General features: G+C 56.3%; 21 protein-coding genes and 1 pseudogene. 12 read left to right on the top strand and 10 right to left on the bottom strand.

Translation table 11 applies throughout. The annotated features are described in order from the left end of the window. Window positions 1–31 precede the first annotated feature (31 nt). Entirely contained in the window at window positions 32–1531 is a 1500-nt protein-coding gene (locus BCF46_RS12825) for a CoA-acylating methylmalonate-semialdehyde dehydrogenase (RefSeq protein WP_121024867.1), read from the bottom strand. Window positions 1532–1629: 98 nt separating this feature from the next. Between BCF46_RS12825 and BCF46_RS12830 the strand changes: the two genes are divergently transcribed. The 7 genes and pseudogenes from BCF46_RS12830 to BCF46_RS12860 all read left to right on the top strand — a co-directional run bounded on the left by BCF46_RS12830 (window position 1630) and on the right by BCF46_RS12860 (window position 6295). Then, on the top strand, window positions 1630–2529 hold the full coding sequence (locus tag BCF46_RS12830; RefSeq protein WP_245990117.1) for a LysR family transcriptional regulator: 900 nt from the start codon (window positions 1630–1632) through the stop codon (window positions 2527–2529). Window positions 2530–2598: 69 nt separating this feature from the next. After that, entirely contained in the window at window positions 2599–3033 is a 435-nt protein-coding gene (locus BCF46_RS12835; RefSeq protein WP_121024870.1) for a CBS domain-containing protein, read from the top strand. 4 nt (window positions 3034–3037) lie between these two features. Then, entirely contained in the window at window positions 3038–3478 is a 441-nt protein-coding gene (locus BCF46_RS20090) for a GFA family protein (RefSeq protein WP_121024872.1), read from the top strand. A 73-nt stretch (window positions 3479–3551) separates the two neighbouring features. Further along, window positions 3552–4043, top strand: coding sequence for a pantetheine-phosphate adenylyltransferase (gene coaD, locus BCF46_RS12845; RefSeq protein WP_121024874.1), 492 nt, complete (start codon window positions 3552–3554; stop codon window positions 4041–4043). A 97-nt stretch (window positions 4044–4140) separates the two neighbouring features. Beyond that, window positions 4141–4641, top strand: a pseudogene (locus tag BCF46_RS12850) (peptidylprolyl isomerase); the annotation flags it as partial. 70 nt (window positions 4642–4711) lie between these two features. Then, the gene (locus BCF46_RS12855) at window positions 4712–5260 is read left to right on the top strand and encodes a peptidylprolyl isomerase (protein ID WP_425454423.1); all 549 of its coding nucleotides are present in this window, start codon (window positions 4712–4714) and stop codon (window positions 5258–5260) included. A 75-nt stretch (window positions 5261–5335) separates the two neighbouring features. Beyond that, window positions 5336–6295, top strand: coding sequence for a DUF3179 domain-containing protein (locus BCF46_RS12860; RefSeq protein ID WP_121024880.1), 960 nt, complete (start codon window positions 5336–5338; stop codon window positions 6293–6295). On the opposite strand, the gene BCF46_RS12865 is transcribed toward BCF46_RS12860, so the two are convergent. Next, window positions 6292–7077, bottom strand: coding sequence for an enoyl-CoA hydratase (locus BCF46_RS12865; RefSeq protein WP_121024882.1), 786 nt, complete (start codon window positions 7075–7077; stop codon window positions 6292–6294). The two genes, BCF46_RS12860 and BCF46_RS12865, sit on opposite strands and share 4 nt — an antisense overlap. A 69-nt stretch (window positions 7078–7146) precedes the next feature. On the opposite strand from BCF46_RS12865, the gene BCF46_RS12870 reads away from it, so the two are divergent. From BCF46_RS12870 to BCF46_RS12890, 5 genes are all read left to right on the top strand, one after another. Next, window positions 7147–7572: a PaaI family thioesterase gene (locus BCF46_RS12870; RefSeq protein ID WP_121024884.1), complete on the top strand. Its 426-nt coding sequence runs from the start codon at window positions 7147–7149 to the stop codon at window positions 7570–7572. Continuing rightward, window positions 7569–7874, top strand: coding sequence for a hypothetical protein (locus BCF46_RS12875; RefSeq protein WP_170157935.1), 306 nt, complete (start codon window positions 7569–7571; stop codon window positions 7872–7874). Before BCF46_RS12870 ends, BCF46_RS12875 begins: the two co-directional genes overlap by 4 nt. A gap of 153 nt (window positions 7875–8027) precedes the next feature. After that, entirely contained in the window at window positions 8028–8489 is a 462-nt protein-coding gene (gene rplM / locus BCF46_RS12880) for a 50S ribosomal protein L13 (RefSeq protein ID WP_121024888.1), read from the top strand. A 2-nt stretch (window positions 8490–8491) separates the two neighbouring features. Continuing rightward, a complete protein-coding gene (gene rpsI, locus BCF46_RS12885) occupies window positions 8492–8986 on the top strand; it encodes a 30S ribosomal protein S9 (protein WP_121024890.1) in 495 nt (164 codons plus the stop codon). A 107-nt stretch (window positions 8987–9093) separates the two neighbouring features. Next, on the top strand, window positions 9094–9552 hold the full coding sequence (locus BCF46_RS12890; protein ID WP_121024891.1) for a DnaJ-like cysteine-rich domain-containing protein: 459 nt from the start codon (window positions 9094–9096) through the stop codon (window positions 9550–9552). A 13-nt stretch (window positions 9553–9565) separates the two neighbouring features. Here the strand turns inward: BCF46_RS12890 and BCF46_RS12895 are convergent, their stop codons facing one another. The 8 genes from BCF46_RS12895 to BCF46_RS12930 all read right to left on the bottom strand — a co-directional run bounded on the left by BCF46_RS12895 (window position 9566) and on the right by BCF46_RS12930 (window position 17066). Continuing rightward, window positions 9566–10183: a TetR/AcrR family transcriptional regulator gene (locus tag BCF46_RS12895; protein ID WP_121024893.1), complete on the bottom strand. Its 618-nt coding sequence runs from the start codon at window positions 10181–10183 to the stop codon at window positions 9566–9568. After that, window positions 10176–11051, bottom strand: coding sequence for a polyphosphate kinase 2 (gene ppk2 / locus BCF46_RS12900; protein WP_121024896.1), 876 nt, complete (start codon window positions 11049–11051; stop codon window positions 10176–10178). The genes BCF46_RS12895 and ppk2 overlap by 8 nt, the downstream gene beginning before the upstream one ends. A 43-nt stretch (window positions 11052–11094) precedes the next feature. Next, window positions 11095–12060: an alpha/beta fold hydrolase gene (locus tag BCF46_RS12905; RefSeq protein WP_121024898.1), complete on the bottom strand. Its 966-nt coding sequence runs from the start codon at window positions 12058–12060 to the stop codon at window positions 11095–11097. Then, window positions 12053–12973 (bottom strand): homoserine O-acetyltransferase MetA, encoded by a 921-nt coding sequence (metA, locus tag BCF46_RS12910; protein WP_121024900.1) that lies wholly within the window; start codon window positions 12971–12973, stop codon window positions 12053–12055. Before metA ends, BCF46_RS12905 begins: the two co-directional genes overlap by 8 nt. 42 nt (window positions 12974–13015) lie before the next feature. Next, window positions 13016–13879, bottom strand: a complete 864-nt coding sequence (locus BCF46_RS12915) for an ATPase (RefSeq protein ID WP_121024902.1) — start codon at window positions 13877–13879, stop codon at window positions 13016–13018. A 54-nt stretch (window positions 13880–13933) separates the two neighbouring features. Continuing rightward, window positions 13934–14845, bottom strand: coding sequence for a DMT family transporter (locus tag BCF46_RS12920; protein WP_121024904.1), 912 nt, complete (start codon window positions 14843–14845; stop codon window positions 13934–13936). A gap of 109 nt (window positions 14846–14954) precedes the next feature. Next, window positions 14955–16001 (bottom strand): OmpP1/FadL family transporter, encoded by a 1047-nt coding sequence (locus BCF46_RS12925; RefSeq protein WP_170157936.1) that lies wholly within the window; start codon window positions 15999–16001, stop codon window positions 14955–14957. A 177-nt stretch (window positions 16002–16178) separates the two neighbouring features. Beyond that, window positions 16179–17066 (bottom strand): DMT family transporter, encoded by an 888-nt coding sequence (locus BCF46_RS12930; protein ID WP_211332815.1) that lies wholly within the window; start codon window positions 17064–17066, stop codon window positions 16179–16181. Window positions 17067–17105: the final 39 nt, after the last annotated feature.

The following is a 17105-nucleotide window of genomic DNA, read 5'->3' on the forward strand; positions in this document are numbered from 1 at the left end:
CCAATAAAAGGCAAGGGCGCAAATTGTCCTTTTATTCCATAACCGGGATCGAGAACTCGCCACCTTCTTTGATGCCAGAGGGCCAGCGCGAGGTGACAGTTTTAGTGCGAGTGTAGAACTTGAACGCATCCGGCCCGTGCTGGTTCAAGTCACCGAACATGGATTTTTTCCAACCGCCAAAGGTGTGGTAGGCCAAAGGAACGGGGATCGGGACGTTGATGCCGACCATGCCGATGTTGATCCGGTTCGCGAAATCACGCGCGGTGTCGCCATCGCGGGTATAGATCGCGGTGCCGTTGCCGTATTCGTGGTCCATTGCCATTTTCAGCGCGTCTTCATAGGTTTCTGCACGCACCGTGGACAGGACGGGTCCGAAAATCTCGTGCTTGTAGATGTCCATGTCCGTGGTCACGCCATCAAAAAGGTGCGGGCCGACAAAGAAGCCGTCCTCGTAGCCTTGCAGTTTGAAGTCGCGACCGTCGACAACCAGCTTGGCGCCTTGGTCGATGCCGGTTTGCACCAGACGCTCGATATTGGCCTTTGCAGCGGCTGTCACCACAGGGCCGTAATCGACATCTTTGCCGGACGTGTAGGGGCCAACTTTCAGGGCTTCCACTTTCGGCACCAGCTTTTCGAGCAACCGGTCTGCCGTGTCATCACCGACCGCAACTGCAACCGAGATCGCCATGCAGCGTTCGCCCGCCGCGCCGAAACCGGCACCGACCAACGCGTCAGCGGCTTGGTTCATGTCAGCGTCGGGCATGATGATCATGTGGTTCTTGGCACCGCCAAAGCACTGAACGCGTTTGCCGTTGGCGCAGCCTGTGCTGTAGATATATTCGGCAATCGGGGTGGAGCCGACGAAGCCCACGGATTGGATCACGTCGTGGTGCAGGATCGCATCGACGGCTTCCTTGTCGCCGTTCACAACCTGCAAGATGCCCTTGGGCAAGCCTGCTTCTTCCATCAACTCGGCCAACATCAACGGGACGGATGGATCACGCTCGGATGGTTTCAAAATGAAGGCGTTGCCGCAAACGATTGCGGGGGCGAACATCCACATCGGGATCATCGCAGGGAAGTTGAACGGGGTGATGCCAGCCGTCACGCCCAAGGCTTGTTTCATCGAATACATATCGATGCCGGGGCCTGCACTGTCGGTGTAATCGCCTTTCAGCAGCTCTGGCGCGCCGATGCAGTATTCGACCACTTCAAGGCCGCGTTGTACGTCTCCAGCGGCGTCTGGCAAGGTTTTGCCGTGCTCGCGGGACAGGGCTTCTGAAAGCTTGTCCATGTCGCGGTTCAGGAGGTCCACGAACTTCATCATCACGCGCGCGCGACGCTGCGGATTGGTCGCGGCCCATGCGGGTTGGGCGGCGGCTGCAATCTGAACCGCTTGATCCATTTCCTCTGGCGATGCCAACGGCACCTTGGCTTGAACTTCGCCGGTTGCAGGGTTGAATACATCGGCGAAGCGGCCCGAAGTGCCTTTGACATGGGCGCCGTTGATGTAGTGGGTAAGCTCTTGCATGGAATCCTCCTTGAATTTCCATGCCAGCTTATGCTTGCATTTATGCAATAAAAAGGGCCAGTTTCCCAAAACCGTTTTGCAAAAATGTCAGGATGATTGTGCCAGAGCCAAAATGGGATGATTTGCGGGTCTTTCTAGCAGTGGCGCGAACAGAAAGCCTGTCGCGCGGCGGCAAAGCGCTGCGGCTTGATCCAGCCACGGTTGGGCGACGGATAGCGCGGTTGGAAGAGGCGTTGGAGGTGACGCTCTTTATGAAGTCGCCACAGGGATACGCTTTAACTCAAGCGGGCGAGCGTTTGGCAACACGCGCCGAGGTTGTTGAGACGGCAATCATGAATGCACATGATGATGCGACGGGCGGGGCCGAAGCAATGACTGGTCAAATACGCGTCGGTGCCCCTGACGGTTGCGCCAACTACTTGTTGCCGCAAGTTTGCGCGTCCATCTGCGCAGATCATCCCGGATTAGAGGTGCAGATCGTTGCACTGCCCCGTGTGTTCAATCTGTCCAAGCGCGAGGCTGACATGGCAATCACGGTCTCCCCGCCGACCACGGGCAGGCTAACCAGCCAAAAACTGGCTGACTATCATCTACATTTGATGGCCAGCCGCGACTACCTTAGCGAGGCAGCGCCGTTGAACGGTGTTGAGGATCTGAAAAATCACAAAATCATCGGCTACATCGCTGATCTGATATTCGATACCGAACTTGACTATCTGTCGGAGATTGGCGGGCCGCGAACAAATTTTGCATCAAACTCGGCATCGGTTCAGCTGAATTGGGCGCGGGTCGGGGCAGGACTGGTAATCGGCCATGACTTTGCACTTCCCTTTGCGCCAGAGCTAACAAAGGTGCTTACCGGTCAATTTTCGTTGAGGCGTAGCTTTTATCTGGTGCGCCATGCCGACGACCGAAACATCTCCCGCCTTCGGTTTTTTGCACAGGAATTGGGGCTTAGAGTTCGGCAAGAAGTGGCGAGGTTGGAAGGTCAGACTTGACGCAAACCCAACCTTGGGACGACAGTGTGTATATTGATCACTTTTGTTTGACGAAAAGAGGAGAAGCGCATGCTGGTGAGCCACATTTTGAAGCTAAAGGCGGATGACGGAGTTGTCACGATTAAGCCAGAGGCCTCGGTCGCGGACGCAACCAATATGCTGTCCAAACGCCGGATCGGCTCGGTAGTCGTGTCCTCCGACAACAAAAAAGCGCTCGGCATTCTGTCGGAGCGCGACATCGTGCGGGAGATCGGAAAACGCGGTGCCGGATGCCTTTCCGAGACTGTCGAGAGCATGATGACCAAAAAGCTGGTCACCTGTACAAAAAGTGATCGCGCTGACTCCATCCTGAGTAAAATGACCGAAGGGCGCTTCCGCCACATGCCGGTTGTCGAAGACGGTGAAATGGTTGGTCTGGTCACCTTGGGCGACGTGGTGAAAGCGCGTCTTAGCGAATTGGCCATGGAGAAAGATGCGCTCCAAGGGATGATCATGGGGCATTAGGGCAATGGCGTTGGACGTAAGTGGCAAATGTATGTGCGGCGCAGTGAGCTACAGCGCCTCGGTCGCGGAGCCCGAACTTGGGGCCTGTCATTGTTCCATGTGTCGACGATGGAGCGGTGGCGTTTATTTAGGGGTGGCTATTAAGCCCGACGCGATCCGTTTTGAAGGCAACGATAATATCCAAGTATTTAAATCCTCACCTTGGGCAGAACGCGCCTTTTGCAAAACATGCGGGTCTAACCTGTATTACCGCGTTACCGCACCGGGGGAGCATCATGGCATCTACCACATTGGCGCAGGAACTATGGATGACCAAAAAGGGCTCACTCTGTCGCAACAGCTATTTATCGACCAAAAGCCAAGTGGATATTCCTTCGCAGAGACGACAACCGACCTGACCCAAGCGCAAGTCGAAGCATTGTTCGGTGGAGCCGCAGAGACGTAAAATCGCAATCGCCTTGCAATCCCACGCGCAATATTGTTGCGTGACCGTGCTTTAGACGAAAGAAGGCCAGCTTATGCGCATTGGACTATATCCCGGCACTTTTGATCCCATCACGCTTGGGCATTCAGATATTATCCGTCGGGCGTGTTCCTTGGTAGACAAGCTGGTGATCGGCGTTGCGATAAACCGTGACAAGGGCCCGCTTTTCTCGTTGGAGGAACGCACGGCAATGATCGAGGCCGAGTGCAAAAGCGTCAGTCGCGAAACGGGCTGCGAGATCGTTGTGCATCCTTTCGAGAACCTGCTGATACATTGTGCTCGAGACGTTGGTGCAACCGTCATCGTTCGTGGCCTTCGCGCTGTTGCGGACTTCGAATACGAGTATCAGATGGTGGGCATGAACCGCGCCATGGATAACAGCATCGAGACTGTCTTCTTGATGGCAGAGGCGCAGCACCAGGCAATTGCGTCGAAACTCGTCAAGGAGATCGCGCGTTTAGGCGGCGATGTATCGAAATTCGTCACCCCCTCCGTTAAAGCAGCATTGCTCGAGCGATTGGGCTAGATTTGAGCCAGGTGTTCAGGTTTGCAAGCGGGGGTTTACACCGCCCGCCACTGGTCTAGTTTGTCGCCAAATCAAAACGCTTAGGAGCGCCCCAAAAATGGCCAATATCAAAGACCCTGAAAACACAATCCTGATGGAACTTTCTGGTGGCACAGTGACCATTGAATTGCTTCCAGACGTGGCCCCTCAGCATACCGCGCGAATGAAGGAATTGGCCCGTTCCGGTGCGTATAATAACGTAGCGTTTCACCGCGTGATTGACGGCTTCATGGCACAAACTGGCGATGTGGCGAACGGCAACATGGAAAAAGATTTCAACATCCGGATGGCCGGCACCGGCGGTTCCGACCTTCCTGATGTGCCTGCAGAATTCTCCAAGCTGCCCCACGATCGTGGCACCATTGGCGCGGCGCGGTCTGCCAACCCTAATTCAGCCAACAGCCAGTTCTTCATCAACTTTTCAGACAACAGCTTCCTGAACGGCCAATACACCATGTATGGCCGCGTCATTGAAGGTATGGAGCATGTCGACGCCATCCAGCGCGGCGAGCCGCCAATGAATCCCGATCGCATGATCTCGGTGACCGTTGCTGCAGATGTTGGCGGTGCCGCGGCTCCGTCAGATGATGACACAGCCGAGCCGGAAGCAGACGCCGATGGTGGTGACGGTGAATAAACTTCTCGCAGCTTGCGCCTGTCTGATCGCGTGTCCGGCGCTGGCGACCGGTCTGGAAGTTGACATCGCAGGCGATGCCAACGGTACAGTCGTTATCGACTTGTTCGAGGACGTCGCCCCGAAGCACGTCGAGCAAATCACCGCCCTGGCCTCAGAAGGTGCCTATGATGGTGTTGTGTTCCACCGTGTGATCGACGGCTTCATGGCGCAAACCGGCGATGTCGAATTCGGTAAGGCCGGTGGTGATACCAGTGGTGCAGGGCGCGGGGGCTCGAACCGCCCCGACCTGCCCGCCGAGTTTTCCGACCTTAACTTTGATCGTGGCGTCGTCGGCATGGCACGTAGCCAAAGCCCCAACTCCGCCAACAGCCAGTTCTTCATCATGTTTGACGAGGGGTATTTTCTGAACGGTCAATACACCGTTGTGGGAAAAGTGACGTCCGGCATGGATGTCGTTGATCAGATCAAGCTTGGCAAAGGGGCCAACGGCTCTGTGCTTGGCACACCTGATCAGATGAAAGCCGTTCGCGTCACCGACTAACGCGCCGTCAATCCTGCGTGAGCAGGGCTGTTCAGGCAGCGAGGAACGGGTCATGCTTCTTTGGGAGGAGTAAGCATGGCCCGTTTTTTTATTTTCCTGACTGCGTTCTGGATGGCTCTGGCGTTCGTCGCGACTGCGCAAACCTCCTATCTTTCGGCCCAGTGGCCGAACACTGATTTTTCTAACACCACTGTCGACCTGTCCGAGATCCGCTCTGGCGGCCCCGGCAAGGATGGTATTCCCGCTGTCGATGATCCGACTTTCTTGAAGGTCTCGGATGAACGTCGCATCGGCCCGCGAGAACCTGTGATGACCGTCGAGATCAAAGGCCAACGACCGCGCGCCTATCCGATCCGCTACTTCATGGTGCATGAGATCGTGAATGACGTTGTAGGCGGCACGCCAATCGCCGTGACCTTCTGCCCGTTGTGCAATTCTGGTGTGGTGTTTGATCGCCGCATAGCGGGGCGCACGTTGTCGTTCGGCGTGTCAGGTAACCTGCGCAACTCGGATATGGTCATGTACGACCGCCAAACCGAAAGCTGGTGGCAGCAAGCGGTCGGCGAAGGGATTGTGGGGCAGCTTGCTGGACGCTCGCTCAAGCAAATCCCCAGTTGGATGGAAAGCTGGGAGACCTACAAAGACAGAAACCCTGATGGACTGGTACTGAACGCTCCACGCAAGAATTTTAACTATGGCTCAAACCCCTACGTTAAATACGACACCGCCGCTCGTCCGTTCCTCTATGACGGTGCCTTGCCACCGAACGGTGTCGATCCAATGGCGCGTGTGATCCGCGTGGGCAACCGCGCGTGGTCAATGGAACGTCTGCGACGTGAGAAAACCATACGCGAACACGGGGTTGAACTGTCTTGGCAGGGCGAGCAAGCCTCGGCGCTTGATAGCCGCAAGATCGGCAAAGGCCGTAGTGTCGGAGCCGTTCGGGTTCGAAACGGGCAGGGGAGCGACATCGTTCATGACGTGATGTTCGCCTTCGCATTCCACGCCTTTCATCCGCGCGGGACGTGGCACTAGCTCCAGCTGGGTTTGCGCTTCTCTAAAAATGCACTGATGCCTTCATCGGTGTCATCCAGCGCCATGTTCGCCGCCATGACGTCGCCTGTGTAGGCATAGGCATCTGCTACCGTCATTTGGGATTGCTCATAGAAGGCTTGCTTGCCGATGCGCACCGCCGAGCCCAGCTTGGCAGCGATTGTCTGGGCAAATACCATGGTCTCGGTCTCCAAATCAGTTTCCGCGACGCGGTTGATTAACCCTACTTCGCGCGCCCGATGCGCGTCGATAAATTCCCCTGTCGTCAACATCTCAAACGCTTGCTTGCGGTGGATGTTGCGGCTGAGCGCAACCATTGGCGTAGAGCAGAACAGCCCGATATTCACACCATTCACCCCGAATTTTGTATCGCGCGCCGCGATTGCCAGATCACAGGTCGCGACCAATTGGCACCCCGCCGCGGTGGCGATCCCATGGGCTTGCGCGATCACAGGCTGCGGCAGGCTCTGGATACGCGCCATCACGGCGGAGCATCGCGCGAACAGATCAAGCCAGTCCGCGCGGCCACCGTCACCTGCCTCGCGCGCCGCTTGCATTTCCTTCAGATCATGGCCCGCACAAAATACTTTTCCCGCACCATTCAGGATCACAACGCGTATGGCCTCATCCTCGGCCACCTTATCCAAAGCGACATGCAGCGCAGCCAGCATCGCATCGGACAAGGCGTTCAGCTTGGCGGGGTTGTTCAAGGTCAGTCGGGCAACGGGGCCGTCGCCGGCACGTAAAACTAACGCATCGTTCATCTTGTCATTCCACCCTTGATCTGGTCCGGTATCTCTGAAGCCTAGGGCGAAGAGGGGCAGGGGGGAAGTATGGAAGTGAAGATGGACAAGGCCGCATTGGAGGCGTTCCTGTTGCGTGATTTTACGCAAGTGGCGGACGACTTTGAGTTTGTCGAGATCGCGCCACCTTTCGTGACCATGGCATTGTCCGCGTCCGAGAAGCACCTTCGTCCGGGCGGCACAGTTTCCGGCCCTTCCATGTTTGCACTGGCCGATGTTTGTGCCTATTTCTGTATCCTGTCAGTGCTAGGGCCGGTTGCCTTGGCCGTAACAACCAATTGCTCCATTGATTTTATGCGCAAGCCCGCACCGGGGAGGCTGTTGTGTAAAATGGAACTGCTCAAGCTTGGCCGCGTGTTGGCGGTGACCGAAGGCCGTCTTTATTCTGAATCGGAGCCAGATAAGCCTGTGGCCCGCGCGTCCTTAACCTATTCGATTCCGCCTGTTCCAAGTTGAGCCGCTTGGCAGCCCTTGCGATTTCGCCCGCAGTTTGGGGGCTGGCCTTCGCAGTGTTTGTTCTGGTGACGCGAAACACATTGGCAACTGACGTAGGCATGGTGGGATTTGTTGTAGGTGTTGAGCTGTTCTTGACCCTTGGTGGATTCCTTCTGGCCATAGCCCAGCTGCCGCTGATGATTGTTGCAGTATCAAAGGGCCGAAAACGGCTTGCGGGCTTGTCCGCATTGGGGGGCGTTTTGTGGGTCGCATTCTGGCTTTGGGGCATAGCGCTAACACCAAGCATGATCTATGTGACGTGATGAGTGTGGGGTAAATAAATACCTTATTTATAAGTCACTGATTTTGTTATATAAAATCAACAAATATGCCGTTGACTGCACGTCCAGTTCCGTTAGAAACACGCCATCCCAAGGGGCTCCAAGCCCCGTGGCCGTAATTCTTGAGGAAAACCCATGAAAACCTTTACCGCTACACCTAGCGATATCGACAAGAAATGGATCCTGATCGACGCCGAAGGCGTTGTTCTGGGCCGTCTCGCGTCCATCATCGCGATGCGCTTGCGTGGCAAGCACAAGCCGTCCTTCACTCCGCACATGGATATGGGCGACAACGTCATCGTCATCAACGCTGACAAAATCCAGCTGACCGGCAACAAGCGCGAGAAGCCAAACTATTGGCACACTGGCCACCCGGGCGGTATCAAGTCCCGCACAAACGCAGAAATTCTTGAGGGCAAGCACCCTGAGCGCGTTTTGACCCAAGCCGTGAAGCGTATGCTTCCCGGTGGTGTCCTGTCGCGTCAGCAAATGACCAACCTGCGTGTCTACGCATCGGCTGATCACCCGCATGAAGCTCAATCCCCCGAAGTTCTGGACGTAAAGTCCATGAACAAGAAAAACACGCGGAGCGCATAAGAATGGCTGACGAAATCCAATCCCTCGATGAGTTGAACACCATCGCAGAAGGCGTCACCCCAGCTGAAGCTGTGGCAGAAGCCATTTCCCGCGAGCCTGTCCGTGACGATCTGGGCCGCGCCTATGCAACCGGTAAACGTAAAGACGCGGTCGCTCGCGTTTGGATCAAACCGGGTTCCGGCAAGGTCATCGTGAATGGCAAAGAGCAGAACACATATTTTGCACGCCCCGTGCTGCAAATGATTCTGCGTCAGCCTTTCACCGTATCCGGCACCGAAGATCAGTTCGACGTTATGGCGACTGTCAAAGGCGGCGGTCTGTCTGGTCAAGCTGGTGCGGTTAAGCACGGCATCTCCAAGGCGCTGCAGCTTTATGATCCGTCCTTGCGTGGCGCTCTAAAAGCCGCTGGCTTCCTGACCCGCGACAGCCGCGTGGTTGAGCGTAAGAAATACGGTAAAGCGAAAGCCCGTAAGAGCTTCCAGTTCTCCAAGCGTTAAGCTTGCCAAATTGTTGCGAAAGGCCGTCCTTTGGGGCGGCCTTTTTCGTTTCTAGCGAAAATATGCTATAATCTTGGAATTTCAGGGGTGATTTTTGGAGAGTATCAATGGCTGCCACGAAATCCCCTTTATGGGCCGAACTTTTGAAAGCTGCGGCGCGTGGTTACGTCAATGCTAAGCAGAAGCAAATGGAAGAAGAACGGGCGGCTGCGCAGCGCGATCAGAAGTCGCAAGCGCGCGACAAGACCGTTTTCAGAAATCCCATTGAGAACATGGAGCGAATACCGGGTGAATCCGAGGTAAACTTCATCCAGCGCCAGAATGAGGTTCTAAGTCATCATATCGAAGGGCAAAGGCGCATTCATGAGGACGAACGGGCTTGGAAAACCAAACTGGCGAAAATGCGAATGGGAGACTTTGACGACAGGCCGTCTGGCAAAAGCGGTGAGCGCACGCGCGAGTGTGGCGCATGTAACGGGCGTGGCCGATACATGGGTGTTCATGGTGACACCTATTGCGACAATTGCTCGGGAACCGGTCGGGTTCGACGTCACGTGATCAGGTGATAGCCCTAGCTAACTACCTGTCCGGTTCTATCAATCCCAGGCCGCGCAGATAAATGCCGATCCCTGCCTCCAGCAGATCCTCGGGCGGAAAGGGAGCCTTTGCGCCCGGTGCACCACGCGCGAACAGCTCCACGACGCCGTGCGACATTGCCCAGATATGGCTGGAGAACATTGTGGCGGGAGGACGCTTGTCGGCGGGGATATGCTCTGACAACTTTTGTGCTGCCTGTTCCAGCACTCCGCGCGACCGGTCGGCGGCGGTAGCTAGCACTGGATTGGCTTGCAGGTTCACGCCGCTTTCAAACATCGCCATGTAGTGGCCGGGAAATTTGCGGGCGAAGGCAAGATAGGCGCGGCCTGTTGCCTCAAACGCCTTGAGTGCGGTCGGGTGACCGTCCGCATAGGCATGCTCCATAAGATCGCCAAAGATACGGTGCCCCTGCAGCGCACATTCTGCGATCAGCGCTTCACGACCGTCGAAATGGCGGTAAACAGCTGCAGGCGTTACTCCTGCCAATTTCGCCGCTTCGGCAACCGTAAAACCAGTTGGGCCCTTGTCCTCGATCAGCTTTAACGTAGCCTCGACTAAGGCCTGCTTAAGATTGCCGTGGTGGTATCCGCGCTTAGGCATTCGGCGACCACATATCCACACCGCCGCAAATCTTGGCGTCTGGACGGATAGCTATGCTGTCATCCTTGTTGGCGTATTGGATCGAATTCAGCACCTTGCGCAGCGCCGAAATCCGCGCGCGGCGCTTATCATCAGAGCGAATAACCGTCCATCGGGCATGGGCTGTGTCTGTGGCGTCAAACGTCTCGGAAATGGCACGTGAATAGGCATCCCACTTGTGCAGCCCCTCTACGTCAATCGAGGACAGTTTCCACTGTTTCAGCTTGTCTTTCTCGCGTGCAAGCATCCGCCGCAACTGTTCGGCCCGCCCGACATTCAGCCACAGCTTGATGAGGATGATCCCGTCATCCACCAGCATTTTCTCGAAATCCGGCACTTGGGCGAAGAAGTGCTGCCGCTCCCCGACGGAGCAAAAGCCGAACACATCTTCCACCACCCCGCGGTTGTACCAGCTGCGGTCGAACAGGGTGATCTGCCCCGCCGTCGGCATGTGTTTGACGTAGCGTTGGAAATACCATTGGCCGCGCTCTTCCTCGGTGGGTTTGGACAGCGCGACGATCTTGCAATTGCGTGGGTTCATATTCTCTCGGAACCGCTTGATAGTGCCGCCTTTTCCCGACGCGTCGCGTCCCTCAAACACGATGGCGACGCGCTTGCCTTCCTTTCTGACCCACGCTTGCAACTTCATCAGTTCCACCTGAAGACGTTTCATGGTGTCGTCATAGTCGTCACGATCCATGCGTTCGTCATACGGATAGCTTTGCGCCAGAATGTCGTTTTTGCCCGCATTGCGGATTGCCTCACGGACACCGTCAGGAATCTCTTCCTTATAGAACTTGGAGATGGCACCGTCGAAGGGCAGGGTCATGGTGGCCTCACATTGTATTTCCGCGTTACTATGAAGCCTTAACCTATTGCAGGCCAGCGCGTTTTGCCAAACGGCGTAGAGCGTTGATCGTGCTGGGTGCGTCGGCGTGGTGGGGCATATGGCCGATCCCGTCGAGCTTCGTCACCCGCGCGTCCGGCAGCTTTTGCGACAGTGGCACGGCATGCACGTCGTAGGGCACAATCGTGTCCGCTGTCCCGTGCACGATCTCGACAGGCATATCCAGCCCGCTATAGAGCTTTGCCTGCGCCTCGATCTGCGGCAGCAGCGAGTTGACCATGGCGGCGTTGGTTTTTAGTTGGGCAGGCCGGATGGCAAGCCCGTAGCCCATATGCTCCAGATACCCTTCCGGCACGGGATCGGGGGCGAAAATGGCCTCCAGCGTCTCGCCAGCCTTCTGGTCGTTGGCAAAGGCCGAGGTCATAGGGATCAGCACATGCCGCCCGAACCACGTGTCGGTGAGGCGATACCAGATGTCTAGATCACCCTCCCACGGATTCGACACGCCGGAGACGATCACCAACCCCGAGGTATCCGCTCCGTGGCGCAAGCCGTAGGCCAGCGCGACCGCGCCGCCATAGCTTTGGCCGAGAACAATCGGCTTGTCCGCTCCGACCATCTCAGCCGCCGCATGAAGCAGGTCAGCCTGTTCATTCACGCTTTCCACATCGCCCGCGCGTCCCGCGATCCGCCCCGTATGCCCATGCGCAGGGCGGTCGATGGCGATGAATCGAAATTGGTGTTTCAGCTTGGGGATCAGTGAAAAGGTGAAGTCCTGCCAGTTGCCACCCGCGCCGTGGATCAGCACCACATCGGGGCCGGTGCCTTCCACATGGACATGCACGCGCGTCCCGTTCACGTCCAGAATTTGCCCTGTCGGTGGATGTTCTGCCAGCGCTTTCGCTGTGCGTGCCTTGATCCGCTTGTCCAACGCGGTGCCGCATCCGGCCAAGGCCAGTAACGCAGCGATGAGAAGCGCGACTTTAAGCACCGATCATGTCCAGGTCAAAATGAGTTGTCTGGTATATCTCGTTGATCCAGTTGCCATAAAGCAGATGCGCGTGGCTGCGCCACCTGTTCATCGGCTTCTTGGTCGGATCGTTGTCGGGATAGTAATTCACCGGCACGTTGATCGCGGTGCCGGCAGCGACATCGCGGTCATATTCTTCCTTCAGCGTGCAGCTATCATACTCGAAATGGTTGAAGATGTAGATCGCCCGATGCTTCCGGTCCTCGACCAAACAGGGACCGGCAACCTCGCTGCCCAGCAGCGTTGTCAGCCCGTCCGCCGCGTCGATCTCGTCTTGACGCATCTCCGTCCATCGCGACACGGGGATCACGCAATCATCCGAAAAGCCGCGCAGATAGGGCGAGGCGGGGTCTAGGTTGGTGTGCCGGTAACAGCCGAATAGTTTGTGATCCAGCAGGTGTTTTTTCACCCCATGGAAATAGTTGATCATCGCCATGCCACCCCAGCAAACGCCGAAGGTGGAATGCACATTGGTTTGCGTCCAGTCCATCACCTCGCGCAGCTCGTCCCAATAGGTCACCTCGTCGAACGGCAGATGCTCGATTGGTGCGCCGGTAATCACGAGCCCGTCGAACTTCTGGTCCTTTACCTCTTGGAAGGGTCGATAGAACTCCTCCATATGCTCGGCGGCGGTGGTCTTGGTTTCGTGCTCCGACATGCGGATCAAGGAAAGTTCGATCTGCAACGGCGTCGCGCCGATCAGCCGGGCAAACTGGTTCTCGGTCTGGATCTTCTTCGGCATCAGGTTCAACAGCGCAATGCGCAAGGGCCGGATGTCCTGCCGCGCCGCCTGATCTTCGCTCATCACGCTCACGCCCTCGCGCGACAGCACGTCATAGGCGGGCAGGGAGGAGGAGGGCAGCTTGATGGGCATAACAAGGAGTTCCGTTCTCTAAGGCTTTGTTAACTAGGCAGGTTAGCCCCTGTTGCCAAGGGTAGCCGCGATCAACTCATTGAGACCTTCGGAAGATGTCACTTTACCCAGATCGGTATGTGTTACCTTGATCCCGAAATTATCAGCCATCGCACGGTAACGTGGTTCCCGCTGGGAGATGGCACGCGCATAGGTGAAGGTCATAAAATCGTTGGGATTTACCTCTTCTTCGGCACATTTGTTTGTATCCAGATATTCGCCCCAAAGCTCACTCAGGAAGTCCGGCCGGTAGCACATCGGCTTGGGCGCGCGCTTGAAGCGCCGCACCAGTTCGGTCTCGTGATCCGGTGAACCTTCGATCCACACCATCAAATGGTTCTTCGCCAACTCGGCCAGCAACGGGTCTTCGGGGTTGAACGGATCCACGACCTCGCAGGTGGAGCCACCGCTGTCGCAGACGAAATTGTCGTATCCGTACAGATCCTTGGCGCGTTCGATGAAATGCGCCGTGTCATACAGTGCAGCGACCTCCGCACGGTGGTGCTGTGCCTGCCGCTTCTGGTATTCAGCGAAACTCAGGCCACCCAGCTCGGGATTGCCCGGCTTGCCCAGATAGGTGGACAGCGGCGACAGGTCGTCGAAGGTCAGGTTCGACGCGATATAGATACTGTCAGAGCGCAACAGCTCCGCCAGAAACGGGTCCTGCATCGCGCGGCGCTTGAAATTGTCGGTGATGTACTCGCCCATGTAGCGCGTGCCAATGCGGTAGTCCGCACTGTAGTGAAACCATTCACCTGTGCCGCGCAACATGTTGGAAACGTGGGTTTTCCCAAGGCCGGACATGCCGAAGAACAGCACTTTTTTCGCCTCGGCTTGCAGCCAGTCCTGTCCTGAGTTGTAGATCATGCACGTGGCTCCTATTCACACGCGCAAATAGGTAGCGGGGTGTGGCCGCGCTTGCTAGGGGGCTTTGCGGAATTTAGCGAAGATGCGGCCATCCAACACCAGCAGGCCAAGTGCGAGTAACCCGAAACCCGCATAGGCACGTGGTGCCAATTCCTCGCCCAAGACAAGTGCGCCCAGAATGATGGCGACAGGGGCCACCAGCAACGTACAGATCATCAAGTTACCACTGCCTGCCATTGCAAGGATGCGGTAATAGAGCAGGTAGGCGCAAGCGGTGGCAACGACCGCGTAATAGGCGATAGCTCCCCACGCGGTGACGCTCAACTGGAACGACGGTGGCCCGTCTATCGCGAATGCCAAAGGCACCATGACGGCGGTCGATCCGGTCAACATGCCCGCCGCAGCCACCTGTGGTGAAAGGCCGACGAGCATTTTTCGAGCCCATGCACCTGCAAAAGCATATGATAAAGTTCCTGCTAATACAGCAAGTTGAGCGGTGGAGCGAATGTTGAACTGCATCAGGTTCTCTAACCCGATGGCTGTAGCCACCCCCAAGAAACCAAGTACAACACCGATAGCTCTGCTCTTTGTTAGCCGCTCGTCACTAAACACGATGGAGGCGACAACAACCCCGAAAATTGCGGTGGTCGCGTTGAGGATGGAAGTCAGTCCTGTCTCGATATGTAGCTGCCCCCAAGCCATTAGAGAAAAGGGAATGACGTTGTTGAGCAGACCCATGACTAGAAAGGCTACCCAGATTTTTGGGCTGGTTGGCAGGGGAAATTTGCGGACAAGGATATAGCCCCACAGCACCAACATTGCCCAAAAGACCCGATGCGCTACGGCGGTCATAACCGGTACTTCGTTCAGCGCGAGGCGGATCGACAGGAAGGAGCCGCCCCAGATCACGGCCAGCAGACCCATTTCGAGCCATGCTTGGGTGGACATTGTTTTTTGCGCATTCATACAATGGCTTCTGCAGTAAATCACGACCGCAGGCGACCCGAAACATGCGCCAAAACGAAAACGCTCCGCAAATAGATGCGGAGCGCTCTTAGCCGTAAGTTAAGTTTGATCAGAAGTTGAAACCAACCCGAAGACCGGCGCCAATGGCCGAATTGTCATTAAAGTTAAGGCCGGTCGCCGTGAAGTTCTGACTGCCAAGCTCGGCATAGGTCACGCCACCAGTGACCTTTGTGTTCCCATTGGTGTATGTCACACCCAAGCCGATGCTCTTTTGGCCCGTCTTGGGGTTCAGCAAAGTGTTGCCAGGGCGTGTGCCGGGTTCTTCAAAACCAAGAGTGACCGCGCCAGACCAGTTTTCGTTAAACCGGCGACCGATACCCAAAGAGTAAGTGATAGAGTCATCGCGGAAGTTCACGTACTGACCTTGGCCAGGTGTGGTCAGGTTGAACCCTTCCCACTCGACGTAGCGGATCGAGCCGAACAGCAATGTGTCTTTCGCAATGCCTGTTTGAAATTCAAGGTTCAAGCTGGCAGGAATCGTTGCGGTAAAGGCAGTCGGCGAAGCTGTCGCCGTCGCGAGAGCGACTTCGGTGCCCTCAAGATCAACGTCGATCTCGCTGCTATATGTTAAAGCAAAACGCATTGCTATGTCTGGGCGCTCATATGCTGCGCCGACAACGAATCCAACGCCGAAGTCACTGCTTGCTGTCAGGTTGGCAGGGGAAACGCCGCCCACGAATGTTTGAATTTGGCCGCCCAGATCCTGAAACCGGATGCCGCCGTGAACACTGAAGTTGTCGTTAAACTTGTAGCGGGCCAGTGCCGTGACGGCTGTACTCTCAACGAGAGCAAAGCCGGAAATGCCGAAGGCAAATGGGAACGGCCGATAGTCGACCGCAGCGCCAATCGGCTGATCGATGATGATGCCAAAGCTCAGCTTTTCATTGATGTCTTGTTTAAAGGCGAACCCATATTGGGAGTAGCTCTTGAGCGGATCAACAGGCAACCCGGCGCTGCTTGCGCCCGCGCTTACCGCACCGAAGCTAAATTCCGCATAAGCACCGGTTTCGCCGCCTTCTTCAAAGAGAGCGCGAACAAATTGGCCGGAGCGATCGATGCCGCCCGCCGAGGCTAGTGATGTGCTTGCGGCCAGCATTGCTGCGGCGCTAATGAAATTCTTCATGGTTTCCTCCCCGAAACACTTGAATGTGGCTTTGTCCCACCCTAGAGGCGAGCTTTCGCTCACGTCAATTTGTGACCCAGCGTCAAAGCAGTTTTGATCGAAATTTTTGGAAAGTAGCCCCAAAGTCGTGTCTAAAAATGCACATTTCCCTTAGGTCAATGCCTTGTTCCGGCGCGCCTCAGCGGCGATGTTCAGGTAGTTGGCCCCGAATATAATAGCGGCCCCGATAAACACCCACAGGTCGATGGACTCCCCGAACAAAACGATTCCCAACATAGCCACTAGTGGCAATCGAGCGAAGTCCATCGGCATGACGATGACAGCAGGCGCGTGCGCCAGCGCTGTGGTCAGGCAAAAATGCGCTCCGAGACCCGCGAAGGACACGAGGACAACCCAAGGCATTACCTGCACCGACGGCCATGTGATCAAACCATCCCAGCCCGCCATAACTAATCCGAAACACGCCTGCATCAGTGCCAGCCAGAATAAGATGCACGTGATGGATTGGTGGCGCGTGAGGATTTTCGTTGCAATCGCGGATCCTGCGAAACCGATTGCCGACCCAGCAGCCAGCACGGACCCGATCTCGATATTACTTAAATCAGGTCGGGCAACGATCAGGATGCCGCAGAAACCCAACAGCGCTACAAGGATTCGCAGGGGCGTCAGGCGCTCTGCCAGAAAGAACGGCGCCAGTAGCGCGACCCAGATGGGTGAGGTGAATTCGAGGGCGACGACCTGTGCCAATGGAATCATCGTAATCGCGGCGAACCACAGGTTTTGGCCCGTGAAGTGGGATAGGTTGCGAATAACGTGGAGGCCAAAGTTTCGCGTGCTGATCTCACCAAGCGTTCCCGCAAAACCTCCGATAACCAAAACCAGAACAAGTGAAATGATTGAGCGGTAGGTCATCAACTCGAACGTGTCCAACTCCACACTGACGTTGCGCCCAGCGACAGCCATCGCAGAAAAGGACACGATAGCGCCTGCCATCCAAAGGGCGGCCAGCGGCATATTTGAGGCGGGGGTGGAAGTCATACCGACTGCAAAGCGGCTTCCATGGGGATGGTCAAGCGG

The organism is Litoreibacter meonggei, assembly GCF_003663885.1.
Taxonomy (GTDB): domain Bacteria; phylum Pseudomonadota; class Alphaproteobacteria; order Rhodobacterales; family Rhodobacteraceae; genus Litoreibacter; species Litoreibacter meonggei.

Bases quoted from the DNA above. Each gene is read 5' to 3' on its own strand.
- BCF46_RS12825 (WP_121024867.1), bottom strand. From the start codon at position 1,531: ATGCAAGAGCTTACCCACTACATCAACGGCGCCCATGTCAAAGGCACT.
- BCF46_RS12835 (WP_121024870.1), top strand. From the start codon at position 2,599: ATGCTGGTGAGCCACATTTTGAAGCTAAAGGCGGATGACGGAGTTGTC.
- BCF46_RS20090 (WP_121024872.1), top strand. From the start codon at position 3,038: ATGGCGTTGGACGTAAGTGGCAAATGTATGTGCGGCGCAGTGAGCTAC.
- coaD (WP_121024874.1), top strand. From the start codon at position 3,552: ATGCGCATTGGACTATATCCCGGCACTTTTGATCCCATCACGCTTGGG.
- BCF46_RS12860 (WP_121024880.1), top strand. From the start codon at position 5,336: ATGGCCCGTTTTTTTATTTTCCTGACTGCGTTCTGGATGGCTCTGGCG.
- BCF46_RS12865 (WP_121024882.1), bottom strand. From the start codon at position 7,077: ATGAACGATGCGTTAGTTTTACGTGCCGGCGACGGCCCCGTTGCCCGA.
- BCF46_RS12870 (WP_121024884.1), top strand. From the start codon at position 7,147: ATGGAAGTGAAGATGGACAAGGCCGCATTGGAGGCGTTCCTGTTGCGT.
- rplM (WP_121024888.1), top strand. From the start codon at position 8,028: ATGAAAACCTTTACCGCTACACCTAGCGATATCGACAAGAAATGGATC.
- rpsI (WP_121024890.1), top strand. From the start codon at position 8,492: ATGGCTGACGAAATCCAATCCCTCGATGAGTTGAACACCATCGCAGAA.
- BCF46_RS12890 (WP_121024891.1), top strand. From the start codon at position 9,094: ATGGCTGCCACGAAATCCCCTTTATGGGCCGAACTTTTGAAAGCTGCG.
- BCF46_RS12895 (WP_121024893.1), bottom strand. From the start codon at position 10,183: ATGCCTAAGCGCGGATACCACCACGGCAATCTTAAGCAGGCCTTAGTC.
- ppk2 (WP_121024896.1), bottom strand. From the start codon at position 11,051: ATGACCCTGCCCTTCGACGGTGCCATCTCCAAGTTCTATAAGGAAGAG.
- metA (WP_121024900.1), bottom strand. From the start codon at position 12,973: ATGCCCATCAAGCTGCCCTCCTCCTCCCTGCCCGCCTATGACGTGCTG.
- BCF46_RS12915 (WP_121024902.1), bottom strand. From the start codon at position 13,879: ATGATCTACAACTCAGGACAGGACTGGCTGCAAGCCGAGGCGAAAAAA.
- BCF46_RS12920 (WP_121024904.1), bottom strand. From the start codon at position 14,845: ATGAATGCGCAAAAAACAATGTCCACCCAAGCATGGCTCGAAATGGGT.
- BCF46_RS12925 (WP_170157936.1), bottom strand. From the start codon at position 16,001: ATGCTGGCCGCAAGCACATCACTAGCCTCGGCGGGCGGCATCGATCGC.
- BCF46_RS12930 (WP_211332815.1), bottom strand. From the start codon at position 17,066: ATGACTTCCACCCCCGCCTCAAATATGCCGCTGGCCGCCCTTTGGATG.